This is a genomic window from Mesorhizobium sp. B2-3-11 (assembly GCF_006442215.1).
In the GTDB taxonomy this organism is placed as follows: Bacteria; Pseudomonadota; Alphaproteobacteria; order Rhizobiales; family Rhizobiaceae; genus Mesorhizobium; species Mesorhizobium salmacidum.
Genome location: NZ_VFVS01000008.1, coordinates 72,503 through 87,433 on the forward strand (window position 1 = coordinate 72,503; position 14,931 = coordinate 87,433).

Sequence of the window (14,931 nt, forward strand, 5' to 3'; positions counted from 1 at the left end):
ATTCATGCGTTTTTGCAAGGAATATTGCTCGATCGCAAAGTTTCGGTATTGTGGGTGATCGAAAAAGGATCAGGCATGGACCACTTACGATCGAAGCCTCAGTCTGCCGGCGAGTTGATGACTATCTTGAACTCAGCTCAGGATAACATGGGCAGAGGCGGGCGTCGCGTGGCGAATTTCTTCATCGCGAACCTTGGCGAGACAGCCCTTCTGTCAGGTTCCGAGGTTGCCAGTCGCTGCGGCGTGAACGCATCCAGTGTGGTGCGTTTTGTCCAGACCTTGGGATTTTCGGGCTACCGGGAATTTCAATCAGTTCTCCAACAGCATCTGTCCGCCTCAATTGTGGAAGCCAGGCAGTCCGGCGCGGGTGGAATTACCTTGCCCGAGATTTCAAAACCGCTTCGTCTCGTTCTTCTTGCCGACTCAGGACGATCGTTCAACGAGGCTGCGGAAGCCGCCGCCAAGAACTTCAGCGCGCAATATGCATCGACTGAGATCGAAACGGAGTCGTATGCTTCATACGACGTCCAGCCTGAGGACTTTGCGCGCCGGATCGAGAGCGCGGCTGAAAAGTCCGATGGCATTATTCTGGTCGCCAGAGAGCATCCAGCAATCAACGATGCCGTGAGGGCGGCCACTGGACGGGGCCTCCCGGTGATCTGCCTGACCACCGATCTCCCTTTGTCAGGTCGAGTAGCCTATGTTGGCTCGGATCAATATGTGTCGGGGGCTACGGCAGCCTGGCTGTGTGGCCGAATGCTCCCGCGTGGGACTGCCGGCAAAGTCCTATTTGTTTGCAGCGTGCCGTTTCGCTGCCACCAAGATCGGGAGCAGGGATTCCGGCACGTCCTGCGATCCGAATTCTCAACCCTCGCTATCGATGAGAGGGTGAGCTCCAATGAGAGTATTGAGGTCATATACGAGGCAGTCCGGCGATACATCGCAAAGAGCGGTCCGCCGGCAGCCATCTACAACGTTTCAGGGGCCAACCTCGGGGTTGGGCGCGCATTGGAGGCTGAAGGTCTCAGTAATTCGACCGTCTTTGTCGGCCACGAATTGAACGCGAATTCCCGCTCTCTGCTCGAGCGGGGAATCATGGATGTGACGATCGGCCACGACTTCGATCGCGAAATTGCGCTATCGGTAGATTGCATACGGACGGCGCGCCAAGGCATCCAGCCTGTAAATCGAATTACGCAAAGCCAGGTTTTTACCCGCTTCAACTGCGCCACCTTCTGATTGATCGCAGTGTTCTGCGGCGAGTTAGGATGATTGGCGACGAAGTGGCGAATCCTTCTGTCGCCAGGTCGCCTCTCTAGATGGCCAGCTTGGCGACAGGCGTTGGAGGGGCGAAGGGGTAGGCGCCCCAGACCGACTGGTCGAAATTGATCACCGAGCCAGTCATCATCCCGGCATCCTCCGAAGCCAAAAATGCGACGGCCTTGGCCACCTCCGCAGGAGCCAACAGGCGCTCAAAAGGTTGTTCGGCCGCAGCCTTTTCGAGCCAATTTGCGTCTGCGCCGTGATACTCGCGCTGGATGCGATCCTCGCCGTCGGAAGCCATCCAGCCGATATTCAGCTGATTGACCCGGATCTTGTTCCGCATCGTTGCAAACGCCGTGTTGCGCGTCAGTGTGGCAAGAGCACCCTTGGAGGCGCAGTAGGATGCGATAAACGGCTGCCCGGCGAGCGCTGATGTAGAGCCAATGTTCACGATCGCACCTTCGATACTGTCTCGGACCATCCGTCGAATTGCTTCCTGCATCAAGAAAAAGGGAGCGCGCGTGTTGATCGCGAACATCCGGTCGAAAAGCTCCTCGCTCGTGTTGAGGATGTCACCACGGTCCGTAAGGCCGGCGGCATTTACCAGGATATCGACGCGCCCAAAGGCCGTATCCGCGGCCTCAATCACCGTCCGGCAATCGGCCACATTCGCCAGATCGGCCTGAACGAAGCGCACGACGCAGCCCGTTTTAGCCTCAATCGCTGCAGCGACGGCGCCGCCCTTGTCGGCGTTGCGCCCACAGGTGACAATTCCGGCCGCGCCCGCGTCTGCGAGATGCATGGCGATCGCAGCGCCCAGTCCCTGCGTCCCGCCGGTGACCACCGCGAATTTCCCATCGACTCTGTTCATTTTCAAGGCCTCCTCGGTCTGCAATGAATTTTGCAGAAGAAATCAATGCGGAATTAGTATTGACACACGTGCGGAAATGCAAGATATTTTGCATCGTGCACGCAAAGATTGGTGCTTGGCTTGCACGATAGGCCGCAGGGAGGAAATTGATGTTGCGTATCGCCGTGCTCGGCTGTGGCCGAATTGGTCAAATGCATGCTGCCAATGTCGCGCGGCATCCCCGATCCACGTTGGCGGCGGTATTTGATGTCAATTCAGAGGCGGCCGAAAAGGTCGCGGCGGCTCAAGGCGTTAAGGCCGCGGCCAGTGCAGAGGAGATTTTCGCCTCCGACACGGTGGACGCCGTTCTGATCGCCACGGCAACTCCCACCCACGCCGACTACATAGAAATGGCAGTCGCTGCGGGTAAGGCGGTGCTATGCGAGAAGCCGATCGACCTTAGCCTCGCCCGCGTCGAGGCGTGCGCCGCCAACATCGGCAAGACCAAAATCCCGATCCAACTCGGCTTCAACCGTCGTTACGATCCTGGGCACAGCGCAGCGCGAACTGCGATGCTGGCCGGCGATATCGGCGAACTGCACCAGGTCGTTATCACGTCCCGTGACCCCGCGTTGCCTCCAAGAGCCTATCTGGAGGCTGCGGGTGGGCTGTTCCGCGATATGACGATCCACGACTTCGATTTGGCTCGCTTCATGCTTGGCGAAGAGCCGACCGAGGTCTTCGCGCTAGCCAACGCACTCATCGATCCGGCGCTCGGAAAGGAACTCGATGAAGTCGACAGTGCGATGTTCATCCTGAGGACCGCGTCGGGCAAGCAGTGCCACATCAACAATTCGCGCACGGCGGTCTACGGCTACGATCAGCGCGTTGAGTTGATCGGGAGCGCCGGTATGCTTCTTTCCGACAACCGCAAACCCCACGAATTGCGACGCTTTACCGGCACGGCCGCCGAGGCAAGCCAGCCGTACCAGTTCTTCTTCCTAGAGCGCTACCTGGAAGCCTTCATGGCGGAGATCGACGGGTTCGTGGACTGTGTGGAGAAAGGCGCCGTTCCGCTGGCAAGTTTCGAAGATGGGCGCCGTGCGCTCATCCTGGCGGAAGCGGCTTACAAATCCATGAAAGAGGGACGTTTGGTGCGCGTCTCCGAGGTGGCTGCATAAGCATTCGGCGGCGGATCCGCAGGAGGATGAAAGATCCGCGCAGTGGGAGGAGTGGCGTTTGGTGAAGTATGGGCTCGCACGGATCGTCGTGTCGGGAAATGACCGAGACCGGCCCCGCGATGGCGCGGGCATCTTGGCTCCGCCTTCCTTGCGATCACGATCGAAGGAGAATCCCGACAGCGTGCCCGCACTCCAACTTCTCCAGCAGGGCTTCTTTCAGTGCTGCCGGCACTGCAATTGCATTTGCGCGTGACGACATCGCGAACGGTGTCTCATCGCAAGGTCGAACCTTTCTGTGGTGAGCACAGAAGGCCTAAGCGGTGTCAGGCCCCGCTCAACGGGCAGTCGGACCGCGCAACAAAAGGAGGAACCAATGAAATTTCCAAGTCTCCCCATTTCTCGCCGCAGGGCCGCCAGCACAGTGGCTTTCGGCGCGCTGTTCCTTGCAATAACCGCTGGGACCGCGCTTGCCGAATACAAAGCCGCGGACGTGAGGATCGGTTTCACCCCGAAGTTTCTCAAGGATGATTTCCAGACCCTGATGCTGGATCTCTCGAAGAAGGCCTTCGATGCAAAAGGTTTCACCCTGGTCGGTGCTCCTGATCCGAATGGCGATATCGCTGCCGAAGTCGATGCGCTCCAGAACCTGATTGCCAACGGCGCAAACGTTCTGGTCTTCGCTCCCATTGACGCAGCCGGAATCGTTCCCGCGGTCAAGAAGGCGAATGACGCCAACGTCCTCGTTTTCTCGATCGATGACGCCCCCGCGGGCGGCAAAGTGACGGCAACGGTGCGCGCGGACAATGTCGACGCCGGCGTTCAAGGCGCCAAGGAGATGGCCAAGCGCCTGCAGGCGAAGCCGTGCTGGACCGATAACAGCTGCATCGTGCTTGAGCTACAGGGTGCCCTGACCACACCAAACGGCCGCGATCGATCCGATGGTTTTTCCAAAACGCTGCATGAACTCGCGCCCAAGGTAAACCTGATACAGCGCCCGACCGAATGGACTGCCGATATGGCGGCCGATGCTGCGCAGAACGTCCTCACGCAGAATCCCTCGTTGAGCGGCATCTTCATGGCGTCCGAACTCATGGCCTCGGCCGTGAACGCGCAGCTCACCAACGGCGGCAAGGGCGCTCCGGTGGGTGACCCGAACTCGGTGATCCGCATCGCAATCGATGGAACGCCTCAAGGGCTTCAGCTGATCCGCAGCAAGGCCCTCGACGCGACGGTGTCACAGCCCCTGAGCGCCTATGCGACCAAGACGGCCGAGCTGATCGAACTCGTCTCCAAGGGTGGCAAGATCGAGATCGGGCCACGTGACGACGGCCAGGTCATCGATACACCCGTTGGACCGCAGTACCAGCTCAAGGCGACGCTGGTGACAGCCGACAATGTGGACTCACCTGATCTGTGGGCGAACAAGATCGGCAAGTAAGCAGGACCCAAGGGGAGGAGCCGAAGATCATGGACAACGCGCGACCCATCGTCGAGATGCGTGACATCGCCAAGACCTTTGGCTCGACCCGGGCTCTTCGCGGCGTGAATTTCACCGTCATGCGTGGTGAAGTTCACGCCCTGTTGGGCCGCAATGGCGCGGGAAAGAGCACGCTCGTTTCCACCTTGAGCGGATATGTTTCGGCCGATACCGGATCGATCAGAATCGGAGAGGTCGAGGTAGAAGCGGTCGGCCAACACTATGCGCCCAGCATTCGCAAGCTGATCGCCCACGTTCAACAAACCCCTCAGCTGTTCAACCTGCTGACGGTGGCGGAGAACCTTTTTGTAGAGAACCCTCTCGTCCGCAGAGGGTTCGGCGTGGTGAGCCACAAGCTGATGTTGGAGCGCGCCGCTGAGCTGCTGAGCGAATGGAATATGGACATCCAGCCCCGCTCGCTTGCAGGAGAGCTGGGCGCCGGGACGAGACAGCTGCTCGAGATCATGAAGGCCCTCAGTCGGGGTGTGCCCATCATGATTCTGGACGAGCCAACCGCGGCGTTGAGCAATGCGGAAAAACGGATTCTGTTCGAGCATGTGCGGGCACTCAAAGCCAAGGGAGTCTCGTTCGTCTATATCTCGCATCACCTGGACGAGGTTTTCGAGATTGCCGATACAGTCACGATCTTGAGGGATGGCAAGGTCGTGAAGGAACGCGAGCCAGTGGGGGGTCTCGACGTAGAGACCATCGCCGACCTTATGATGGGTGAAAAGACGGTCCGAAGCACGCGACAGGACTTCCTGACGGAGGAAGCCCCTGTTCTGCTCCAGGCCAAGGGAATTCGGCTCGACAGCTTTTCGGAAAAGGATATCAACTTTGCCGTTAGGGCGGGCGAGATCGTGGCCCTGGCAGGTCCGGTGGGTGGCGGGAAGGAAGCACTCGCGATGGTCCTTGCTGGCCAGCAAAGGCCTGAAAGAGGCGAGGTGATCAGCCCGCGTGGAAAGCTACCGACTATCGGGCTGGTTCCGACCGACAGGCATGCCAGCGGCTACGTTGGCATTCTGGGTGTTCGTGAAAATGTGGCGATCGGTGGCCTTGACGTCCTGTCCGGCAAACTTGGTTTTATCAGCAAAGGCAAGGAAGCCAAGCACGTCGGGCGCCTTGCCCAACAGACGAACGTAATCGCATCGTCTCTGGAGCAAGCGGTGAGCCAGCTCAGTGGCGGCAATCAGCAGAAGGTTGTTTTCGCGCGCGCGCTTTGTCGAGCTCCCGAGGTCATCATCGCTCTCAGCCCAACCCGCGGCGTCGATGTAGGAGCCAAGGAGCAGCTCTATTCGCTGTTACGGGATCTTGCCAGCAAGGGCTTAGGCGTTGTGGTGGTCTCGGACGAAGAAGACGAAATTGATCAACTGGCAAACCGGGTCGTTATCGTGTTCGAGGGGCACGTCGTTGATGAACTGGTGGGCGGATACACAATCAAAGATCTAATCCTGCGAATGGAGGGCGTCGTATGAGCACCGATATCGTGAGCAAATCCACGCCGAAGAAGGAACATTCCGGACAGTCACGACTATCCGTCTTTGGAAGCGCCTTTGTGGCCGGTGGTTATACGATGTACCCGGTCCTTCTCATACTGGTGATCGTTGGTGCCATCGTTGCTCCTCGGTTCGCCACGGCGGCCAATCTGCTGAATATCCTCGACCAGGTCAGCGTTCTGGGCCTGACGACAATCGGACTGACTTTCGTAGTCCTGATAGGTCGACTGGATCTCTCGCTCGAGGGAATTGTCGGCTTCGCTCCGATGTTGGCGGCTGTCACACTCGTGCCTGCGGCGGCTGGCGGGCTTGGATTGGAGTTGCCGAGTTGGACTGGCCTATTCGTTGCCCTGGGTACTGCGGGGTTGATCGGGTTTTTCAATGGTTTCATGGTCGTCAGGGTGGGTCTAAACCCGTTCATCTCGACGCTCGGGCTGCTTGTGCTGCTTCGCGGCGGAGTGCTGATCATTTCGAACGGGCGATCGATCTACTCTCCCGGCAAAGCGCTGACCTATCTCGGTTCCGAGAGTTGGCTCGGTGTTCCAGTGTCTGTGATCGTATTTATTGTGGTAGCGGCCGTGGTCGGCCTTGTCTTCCACTACCACCGCTATGGCCGCGCCTTGTATGCTATAGGCGGCAATGAAGACGCTGCGAGGGCCGCCGGCATTAACGTGGACAAGGTTATTTGGTCGGCGTTTGTCTTCGCGGCTCTCTTGGCGGGCTTAGCCGGTGTTCTGATGACGGGGCGCCTTGATTCGACGGTGACAACCCAAGGGCAGGGGATCATTTTCTCCGCCTTTGCCGCCGCGGTGATCGGGGGCGTAAGTCTTGGCGGCGGCAGAGGGACGATCGTCGGAGTTGTTAGCGGAGTGCTCTTGATTGGCGTCATCAACAACTTGCTCACGTTGGCGCAGGTTCCGTCCTTTTACGTTCAGGCATCGACCGGTGCCGTCATCATAGTGGCAGCGGTGCTGACGACGATCGCGAGCCAACGCTCGAGCGGCGTGCGAACCCGAACGTGAGATATTATGCCGGCAGGGACCAAGGGTTTCTGCCGGCATAACTGCCAAGCTCGAACGTGGAGGCGGCGGTGAAACGGAGACCAATCGGCCGGACTGGATTGGAAGTTACCGAAATCTGTTTCGGAACAGCTCCTCTCGGCGGGATGCCGGACACGTACGGCTATAGCGTCGACGAAGCGACGGCCCTTGCGACCATCCGAGCGATTTTCGACGGCCCGGTCAACTTCATCGACACTTCTCGCAACTACGGCTTTGGCCGTAGCGAGGAGCGGATTGGAACTGTGATCAGGGAGCGTGGTGGTCTACCTCCAGGATTTGTGCTTTCGACGAAATTAGACCGGGATATGAGTACAGGCCGCTTCGACGCCGTTCACGCCAGGCAGTCGCTCGAGGAGAGTCTTCTGGCTCTCGGTCTCGATCGCGTTCATATACTGCACCTTCATGACCCTGAGCATTCCGTGGATCTCAACGAGATCACGCGGCCAGGCGGTGCGCTCGATGAATTGTTTCGGATAAAAGAGGAAGGGCTCGCGACCGCCGTGGGGCTGGCAATGGGCCGTCTCGATATCATGTTGCCGATGGTCAAAGACTGGCCCTTTGATGTCCTGCTCAATCACAATCGCTTCACGCTTTTGAACCGATCGGCAGGTCCTCTCTTCGAGCTAGCCAATGAAAGAGGGATAGCTGTGTTCAATGCGGCTCCTTACGCTGGGGGCGTCTTGGCAAAGGGCAGTTCGCGGGTGTCTCGGATTACATATCAAGAGATTGATGAAACAATGCTCGCACCTGTGCGCCAGATCGAGGGGCTGTGCAGAAAGCATTCCGTGGCCCCTGGCGCGGCAGCACTGCAGTTCTCACTAAATGAGCCGCGGATAACCTCGACCGTTGTGGGTGTTTCAAAACCCGAAAGGATCGCCCAGACGCTTGAGTGGGCCACCGCGGCCATCCCTGAACAGGCTTGGGAGGATCTTGGGAAGATTGGGTATTCGGTGGATGATCCCGAGGCCCGGCGGATTTACAAGCCGGGCTAGTCTGCGTCATCAAAGGCGCACTGCCAAACGTTTGGCCGCGACCACGAACAGCAAGATCACCCCCCAAGCTGTGAGCGCCAGATGAGGGCTTAGTCCGATGATGTTGAAGCCGCTGGCGATGACTTGAAGAATGATCAGCGCGACGAACAGGCCAGCGATCTTTCCAAAACCGCCATACGGATCGATCCCGCCCAAGATGGCCGCGAGAACCGTTATCAATAAATAGGATTGTGCGATCTCGGCGCCGGCTGAATTGAACCGGGCCATCATGACAATGGCCGCAAGCCAGCACAACAGCGCCGACAGTACATAGACCCAGATTAGAACCCGGCCCGTGTCGACACCCGAATACCTGGTCGCCTCCGGGTTGGATCCGATCATGTGCATGCGGATGCCAAGCGGCGTGCGGGTAAGCAGCACATGAATGATTATCGCCACGACCGTGAACAGCAGGAACGAGGTCGGTACGCCCAGCACGGTTTCGTTGGACACCGCGATCAGAGCCTCGGGAAAGCCTGACACCGTGCGTCCGCGCGTGCAGTAAATGCTGATTCCATGAAGAAGCGTCATCGTGCCAAGCGTGACCAGGATGGGGTGAACGCCGGCGTACGCGACGAGGAAGCCTGTGATCAGGCCGGTCAGCACACAAAGCGCCAGCCCTGCCAGCAAGGCAGCTGTCATCCATAGCGCTAGCTCAAGGCCAGCGGCGTCCGGGGGCATCAGCGAAGTTAAGATCCAGGCCATCAGAAGGCCCGCCAGATTGGCGGTCGCGATAATTGCCAGATTGATGCCGCCCGATATCAGCGGAATTGCCATCGCCAGCGAGAGAAGGCCGAGTTCGGGCAGTTGGAACATCATCGCCTGCAGCGTCGCGGCGCGCAGGAAGATGCCCGGTTCCAGGACCGAAAAGACAGCCATCAGTGCCACGAGGAGCACAAGCAGGCCACCCTTGCCGATGATCGGCTGGCGCAAAAGCGCCATCACGCTGTCGAACTGGCTGTTGAGCTGTCGCACCCTTTGCTCCGACATCGGATTCCTCTCAACCGGCCTGGATGTGTTGCCGTCGAGTGGAACGCTTTTCAGCGTATCCGGTCATCACGATCGAGACCAGGATCGCCAGCCCGGTGACGACGCCGAAGAAGTACGAGGAAATACCGAGAAGATTGAGCCCGTTCTGCAGCATGGCCAGGAAGAGCACACCTAGCAGGACACCGGCCATCGATCCCTTTCCGCCGACGAGGCTGGCGCCGCCGAGGATGGCTACGGCAAGCACATTGAGCTCCTGCCCGGCCATCGCGGTCGGAACCGCCTGGTGAACGCGATAGGCCTGGATGAAGCCGCCGACTGAGGCGAGAAACCCAAGATAGCCATAGGCAAAGAGCTGGACGCCGAGCACGTTGATGCCAATACGGCTTGCCGCTTCCGGATTGCCGCCAAAGGCATAAACCTGCCGGCCGAGCCGTGTGTGCTTCATCAGAAAGTGCGTGAGCAGCACCACCGCCAGCATAACGAGGGTGGGCAGGCCGATCTTGACCACGTCGCCCGAGGCAAGGATTGTCCGGTAGACAACGACAGGCTCGGCCCACCAGTCGGGCAGATTGTAGATCTCATGCGCATCGGTGATGTAGATCAGGAGCGCGTAGTAGATGCTCGACGTCGCGATAGTGACGATGATCGAGCCGACGCGCAGAAAATGCACGAGCACCGCGTTCAGCGCCCCAAGTGCGGTACCAAATGCTGCCGCGATCACCAGCGTTGGAATGACCGGCATTTCGTAGGTGGTGGCAAGCGTCGCGGCCAGATATTGGGCGGCCGCCGCCGTGGCCGTGAACGAAATATCGATGCCGCCGCAGACCAGGACGACGAACACGCCGGCGGCGAGGATCGCTATCACCGAATAAGCCTCGACCAGGTTCACAAGGTTCGACGCCGTCAGAAAGTGTGGAGACGACGCGGTGAGAATGATGGCCGTCACGATGATGGCTGAGCCAAGGGCGCGTTCGGGCTGTCCGAAGATGGTCGCCACCAGTCTAGGCATGCACCGCCTCCGAGAGCTGGGCCTCGGCGACCGAGCCGGGCAGGAACTCGCCGACGATGCGGCCCTGTCGCATGTGAAGAACGCGGTCGCTGTTGAAATAAACTTCCGGCACCTCGTCCGAGATCAGCAGGATGCTCATTCCCTCCCGCGCCAGCGACCTGATCAGCGCGTGGATGCCAGCCTTGTTGCGGATGTCCACGCCGATTGTCGGGCCGTCGAGGATGAGTACTTTCGGATTGGTTGCCAGCCATTTGGCAAGCACGACGCGCTGCTGGTTGCCGCCCGACAAGGTCTGACTTGCATCCTCGATGCTTGCCGCGCGAATCTTCAATTGCTCGACCCATGATTTCGCCAAGGCTGCCCGGCGACGGAACGGCACCATGCCGAACCGGTCGCTGAGCGATTTCAGCACGGTGATCGCGATGTTGTCTGCTATCGACTGCCGCAGGTTCACCCCCAGTGCGAGCCGGTCTTCCGAGGCATAAGCAATGCCTGCGGATATGGCCGCCTTGTTGGAGCGCAGCCGCACGGGAGTTCCACCGACCAGGATCTCGCCGCGATCGAGTTTGGTCATGCCGAAAAGCGAGAGCGCCAGTTCGGTCCGGCCGGCACCCAGAAGGCCGATCAGGCCGAGGATCTCACCTTCGCGGATAGTGAAGGATACGTCCTCAAATTCGCCGACACGGGTCGCGCCCCTTACTTCGAGCACCGGCTTTCTTTCGTCGACGGGGCGCGCCGAAACCTTGTTCTCCAGGCTTTCGCCAGTCATTAGCTCGGCGATGCGGTTGTCGTCCATCTCGCGGGCGGGAAAGGTGCCGACCTTCTTCCCATCGCGCAGCACGGTGATACGCTCGGCGATTTCGGTGACCTCTTCCAGCCGGTGGCTGACAAAAACGATGCTGATGCCCTGCGCCTTCAGCCTGCGGACGGTGGCCAGCAGCAGGTCGACCTCGTGGCGCGTCAGCGAGGCGGTCGGCTCATCCATGAACAGGACGCGCGCGTTGGAAGCGATGCCCCGGCATATCGCCACGATCTGCCGCTGCGCGACCGACAGCCTGCCGACCAGCAGATCGAGGGGAAGTTGAGTATCCAGGCGCTCCAGCGCCGCGTTGGCGACCTTGTGCATTTCGGCCCGGGGCGGCAGCTTCAGCGGGGCTGACAATTCCAGTCCGATGCCGATGTTTTCCTCGACCGTGAGATTCGGAAATAGCGACAGGTCTTGGAAAATCACCTGGATACCAAGCGTCCTTGCCTGCTGGGGCGTCAGGCGGGCATGCGTTGTCCCGTCGATCGTGATGGAGCCGCCCGCATCCGGCGCGTGGACGCCGGAAAGTATCTTGATCAAGGTGGACTTGCCGGAGCCGTTCTCGCCGACTAGGCAATGGACCTCGCCAGCGGCGATCGACCAATTGATCGCGTCCAATGCCCGCGTCCCGCCAAATTGCTTGCTGATCGTGGTCAATGTGAGGAGGCTTGCGTCGCCGGCGGAAGGGCTATTCATCAGCTGACCTGCTTTTATCCACCGCAGGATTCTCGAAAGGCAAGCGAACACAACGTCCCATCCCCGACTGGAATGGGATGTTGCCGACTGCCCACCGGATACCGTGGGTCCGCTCCGACCTCTGTCTGGTCAGATCACCTTGGCCCATTCATCGATGGTCTTCGGGTTAAGATCGATCTGCTTGTTGGCCCGGATGACATGGCTCGAGGCGTCCACCTCACAGGGCCCCATGCCCGGGATGTCGACGCCGTTCTTGATCTCCGTGCCGGCCGCGACCGTCTTGCCGAGCGCGACCATCGCATACCCTGAATCGACCGGGTTCCAAAGGAAACCACGGGTGATGGCGCCGGACTTCATCAGCTTCTGGCCCTGGCTCGGGATGAATGGCCCGACAACGATGACCTTGCCTATCTGGTCGCGGTCGCTGACGGCATTGCCCGCACCGATCGGCCCGTTCGCGCCGAAGATGAGGAACCCCTTCAGGTCGGGATTTGCCTGCATCTGGTCCATGGCGGTCTTGTAACTGTCGTCGACGCTATTCGAGACACCAAAGCGGTCGCCGACCTGTTGCATCTTAGGATATTTCTGCTTCTGAAGTTCAAGCGCAAAATCAGCCCACAGATTGTGCTGCACCACAGTCAGGCCGCCGACGAAGACGACATACTTGCCCTCGCCGCCGATCGCCTCGGCGAAGGCTTCGAGATGGGCCTCGCCAAAGGCCTTGTCCTGGATGAGTTCGATGTCCCAGTCGGCATTCTTCTGGCCGGGCGATTCATTCATGATGACCTTGATGCCGGCGCTCTGCGCCCGCTTCAGGACGGGCTCGAGCGCCTTGCCGTCATTCGGCACGACGCCGATCACGTCGACCTTCTTGGCGATCAGGTCCTCGATGGCCCGCACCTGCTCGGCGGGATCGTCAGTCGTCGGATTGATGATCGACGCGTCGACGCCAAGATCCTTTCCGGCCTTGAGAACGCCTTTCTCGACGTTGTCGAACCACGGGATTTTGACCTTGCCTACGATGCCTATCTTGGCCGGTTCGCCGGCTGCCCGGGCGGCGGCAGGTGCTAGGGCCGTTATCACGCCTAAAGCCGTCGCGCTCTTCATGAACGTGCGGCGGGAAATGTCGCGCATGGAAAGTTTCCTCCCATTCCAAAGTGGACAGGCCACTTTAGCCCGACCCACCTTCGAACGCAAGTGTCGCGTGTTCGAGTCAGCGTCGCAGCGCCGATATGCGTGAGAGTGCGGCGACGTCGGACTCGATCATCGCGCGGGTGCTTTCCTCGATATGGTCGAGATGCGCCGACATGGCCTCCGCCGCGCCTACGGCGTCGTGATCGGCAACGGCGCGAACGATCCTTTTATGTTCGCCAAGGCTCCGGCGGATGAGGGCAATGTCCTCGGTGGCGCGGCGGCGCACATCGAGCCCCATGTTGTAGAGCCCGTAGGCTATGCGATCGAGAACCGTGTTGCCGGACATATGCCAAAGCCTGCCATGAAACTGCGCGTCGAGAATTCTGAAACCCACGGGGTCAGCCAACACGTTCTCATGCGCCACCAGCATGCCGTTGAGCGCCTCGACATCGGCATCGCCAGCATTGACTGCCGCCTTGCGCGCGATCTCGATTTCGATGATGCGGCGGCTCTCGAATACATCCGCAAGGTTGGAGGGTGTGAGTGACAGGAAGAAGTCGAGCGGCGCAAGCAGGGTTCGCGCATCGAGGCTGGTGATGTAAGCGCCGCCGCCGTGGCGGCTGTCCACCACGCCTAGCGTCGACAGGGCTCGTATCGCCTCGCGCAGACTCGGCCGGCTGATATTGAGGATCTCGATCAGCTCGCGCTCGGAAGGCAGCCGGTCTCCGGATCGCAACATGCCAGTTCGCACTAGGTCGAGGATTCGATTGACGACTGCCTGGGCAACGCCGGTGTTGGCGGCCTGCAGCGTCTCAGCTATGGGGTGCAGCTTCGTGCCTGCCCGCTTCGACGGCCTGTCGGAACGTTGTGTCATGAGCTTTCCCATGCCTCCGCGGGTTTGAATTCGCCCCAGCTCGGTATGGGCAGTTGTAGCCCGTTTTTGATCCAGAGAAATCGCCCGTTTATGTGGGCGGCGTTTTCGCCCATCAGCCTTTCGATGAGCTCGCTCGCCTTTTCGGGATCATCGCCACCCGTCCGCTCGACCCAGGCCGCCCACTCGCGATAGCGTTCGGCGACAGGTCCGAGATCCGACACGCCATCGCGGATATCGGCCCACATCTCCGTCTTCACGTCGCCCGGATGGATCACATTCGCCGTTACCCCGGTGCCTTCGAGCTCTGCGGCGAGATGGCGCGTGAACTGATTGAGCGCGGCCTTGCTCGTGCCATAGGCGCTGTTGATCGGCCCCGGCTCATGCAGGGCAGCGGCGGAGGTAATGTTGACGATGCGCCCCCAGCGCTTGCGGACCATGTCTTCGACGAAGGCGCGGCTTGTCAGATAAGGGCCGATCGTATTGATCATTACCGTGTTGATCCAGGCCGCCGGATCGGTTTTCCAGACCAGTTGGATGGGGCCAAAGATGCCGGCCGCGTTGACAAGGATCGAAGGCGATCCAAGGCGCGCTTCGACCTCACTTTTGATCGAGGCGACGGACTCGGCGGATGCCACATCGCCAGCGATGACAATGCCGGATCCGCCCCTAGCTTCAATGTGCTCCAGTGTATCGTTGAGCTGGTCCATGCTTCGCGAGACCAACGCAACCCTTGCGCCGCCTCGGGCAAGCCGCAGCGCAGCCAATCTGCCGATACCTCTGCCGGCGCCGGTGATCAACGCAACCTTACCTGCCAAGCCTTCCATGCTGTCCTCCAGCGATTGCGCAGAAAGGGATAGCGAAATTGAAGTGGTCTGTCCACTTTGTCGTTTCGCATCCCTTACTCGGATTTGGAAGGCCGCTTGGACCCGTCGCTTGGAGTCCGATTGAATGGAAGAAAGTTGGGGCGGCCGCGGGCGTCCCGGGACTGCCGACAATTATGGCTCGTTGAAAGCTGCGTCCAGCATTACTCGCGGGCCCCGGCTCGGCGCAGCTTGACTGCCGCC

At 59.9% G+C, this 14,931-nt stretch carries 13 protein-coding genes; 6 read left to right on the top strand and 7 right to left on the bottom strand.

Annotated features, from left to right (window positions below):
• The first annotated feature begins 117 nt into the window (after nt 1-117).
• Nucleotides 118-1,239 carry a substrate-binding domain-containing protein gene (locus FJ960_RS13230; protein WP_181165902.1) on the top strand — a complete coding sequence of 374 codons (1,122 nt, stop codon included), beginning with the start codon at nt 118-120 and terminating at the stop codon, nt 1,237-1,239.
• Between the two features lie 76 nt (nt 1,240-1,315).
• Here the strand turns inward: FJ960_RS13230 and FJ960_RS13235 are convergent, their stop codons facing one another.
• Nucleotides 1,316-2,134 (bottom strand): SDR family oxidoreductase, encoded by an 819-nt coding sequence (locus tag FJ960_RS13235; RefSeq protein ID WP_140714454.1) that lies wholly within the window; start codon nt 2,132-2,134, stop codon nt 1,316-1,318.
• Nucleotides 2,135-2,280: 146 nt separating this feature from the next.
• Between FJ960_RS13235 and iolG the strand changes: the two genes are divergently transcribed.
• The 5 genes from iolG (at nt 2,281) to FJ960_RS13260 (ending at nt 8,320) form a co-directional block, all read left to right on the top strand.
• Nucleotides 2,281-3,294 (top strand): inositol 2-dehydrogenase, encoded by a 1,014-nt coding sequence (iolG, locus tag FJ960_RS13240; RefSeq protein WP_210243283.1) that lies wholly within the window; start codon nt 2,281-2,283, stop codon nt 3,292-3,294.
• Nucleotides 3,295-3,667: 373 nt separating this feature from the next.
• Complete coding sequence (locus tag FJ960_RS13245) at nt 3,668-4,732, top strand: sugar ABC transporter substrate-binding protein (protein ID WP_140620354.1); 1,065 nt, start codon at nt 3,668-3,670, stop codon at nt 4,730-4,732.
• Nucleotides 4,733-4,761: 29 nt separating this feature from the next.
• Entirely contained in the window at nt 4,762-6,246 is a 1,485-nt protein-coding gene (locus FJ960_RS13250; RefSeq protein WP_140714458.1) for a sugar ABC transporter ATP-binding protein, read from the top strand.
• Entirely contained in the window at nt 6,243-7,289 is a 1,047-nt protein-coding gene (locus FJ960_RS13255) for an ABC transporter permease (protein WP_140714460.1), read from the top strand. The genes FJ960_RS13250 and FJ960_RS13255 overlap by 4 nt, the downstream gene beginning before the upstream one ends.
• 68 nt (nt 7,290-7,357) lie before the next feature.
• Nucleotides 7,358-8,320 carry an aldo/keto reductase gene (locus FJ960_RS13260; RefSeq protein WP_140714462.1) on the top strand — a complete coding sequence of 321 codons (963 nt, stop codon included), beginning with the start codon at nt 7,358-7,360 and terminating at the stop codon, nt 8,318-8,320.
• Nucleotides 8,321-8,329: 9 nt separating this feature from the next.
• On the opposite strand, the gene FJ960_RS13265 is transcribed toward FJ960_RS13260, so the two are convergent.
• From FJ960_RS13265 to FJ960_RS13290, 6 genes are all read right to left on the bottom strand, one after another.
• A complete protein-coding gene (locus FJ960_RS13265) occupies nt 8,330-9,301 on the bottom strand; it encodes an ABC transporter permease (RefSeq protein ID WP_181174230.1) in 972 nt (323 codons plus the stop codon).
• Between the two features lie 58 nt (nt 9,302-9,359).
• Nucleotides 9,360-10,358, bottom strand: coding sequence for an ABC transporter permease (locus FJ960_RS13270; RefSeq protein ID WP_140714466.1), 999 nt, complete (start codon nt 10,356-10,358; stop codon nt 9,360-9,362).
• A complete protein-coding gene (locus FJ960_RS13275) occupies nt 10,351-11,859 on the bottom strand; it encodes a sugar ABC transporter ATP-binding protein (RefSeq protein WP_140714468.1) in 1,509 nt (502 codons plus the stop codon). Before FJ960_RS13275 ends, FJ960_RS13270 begins: the two co-directional genes overlap by 8 nt.
• A gap of 129 nt (nt 11,860-11,988) precedes the next feature.
• Nucleotides 11,989-12,993 (bottom strand): substrate-binding domain-containing protein, encoded by a 1,005-nt coding sequence (locus tag FJ960_RS13280; protein WP_246672774.1) that lies wholly within the window; start codon nt 12,991-12,993, stop codon nt 11,989-11,991.
• Between the two features lie 79 nt (nt 12,994-13,072).
• Nucleotides 13,073-13,867: a FadR/GntR family transcriptional regulator gene (locus FJ960_RS13285; RefSeq protein WP_181165900.1), complete on the bottom strand. Its 795-nt coding sequence runs from the start codon at nt 13,865-13,867 to the stop codon at nt 13,073-13,075.
• Complete coding sequence (locus tag FJ960_RS13290) at nt 13,864-14,691, bottom strand: SDR family oxidoreductase (protein ID WP_246672801.1); 828 nt, start codon at nt 14,689-14,691, stop codon at nt 13,864-13,866. The genes FJ960_RS13285 and FJ960_RS13290 overlap by 4 nt, the downstream gene beginning before the upstream one ends.
• Nucleotides 14,692-14,931: the final 240 nt, after the last annotated feature.

Coding starts and splice junctions, on each gene's coding strand:
- FJ960_RS13285 (WP_181165900.1), bottom strand. CDS start 13,867: ATGACACAACGTTCCGACAGGCCGTCGAAGCGGGCAGGCACGAAGCTG.
- FJ960_RS13250 (WP_140714458.1), top strand. CDS start 4,762: ATGGACAACGCGCGACCCATCGTCGAGATGCGTGACATCGCCAAGACC.
- FJ960_RS13265 (WP_181174230.1), bottom strand. CDS start 9,301: ATGGCGCTTTTGCGCCAGCCGATCATCGGCAAGGGTGGCCTGCTTGTG.
- FJ960_RS13245 (WP_140620354.1), top strand. CDS start 3,668: ATGAAATTTCCAAGTCTCCCCATTTCTCGCCGCAGGGCCGCCAGCACA.
- FJ960_RS13255 (WP_140714460.1), top strand. CDS start 6,243: ATGAGCACCGATATCGTGAGCAAATCCACGCCGAAGAAGGAACATTCC.
- FJ960_RS13290 (WP_246672801.1), bottom strand. CDS start 14,691: ATGGAAGGCTTGGCAGGTAAGGTTGCGTTGATCACCGGCGCCGGCAGA.
- FJ960_RS13235 (WP_140714454.1), bottom strand. CDS start 2,134: ATGAACAGAGTCGATGGGAAATTCGCGGTGGTCACCGGCGGGACGCAG.
- FJ960_RS13230 (WP_181165902.1), top strand. CDS start 118: ATGACTATCTTGAACTCAGCTCAGGATAACATGGGCAGAGGCGGGCGT.
- FJ960_RS13275 (WP_140714468.1), bottom strand. CDS start 11,859: ATGAATAGCCCTTCCGCCGGCGACGCAAGCCTCCTCACATTGACCACG.
- FJ960_RS13270 (WP_140714466.1), bottom strand. CDS start 10,358: ATGCCTAGACTGGTGGCGACCATCTTCGGACAGCCCGAACGCGCCCTT.
- FJ960_RS13280 (WP_246672774.1), bottom strand. CDS start 12,993: ATGCGCGACATTTCCCGCCGCACGTTCATGAAGAGCGCGACGGCTTTA.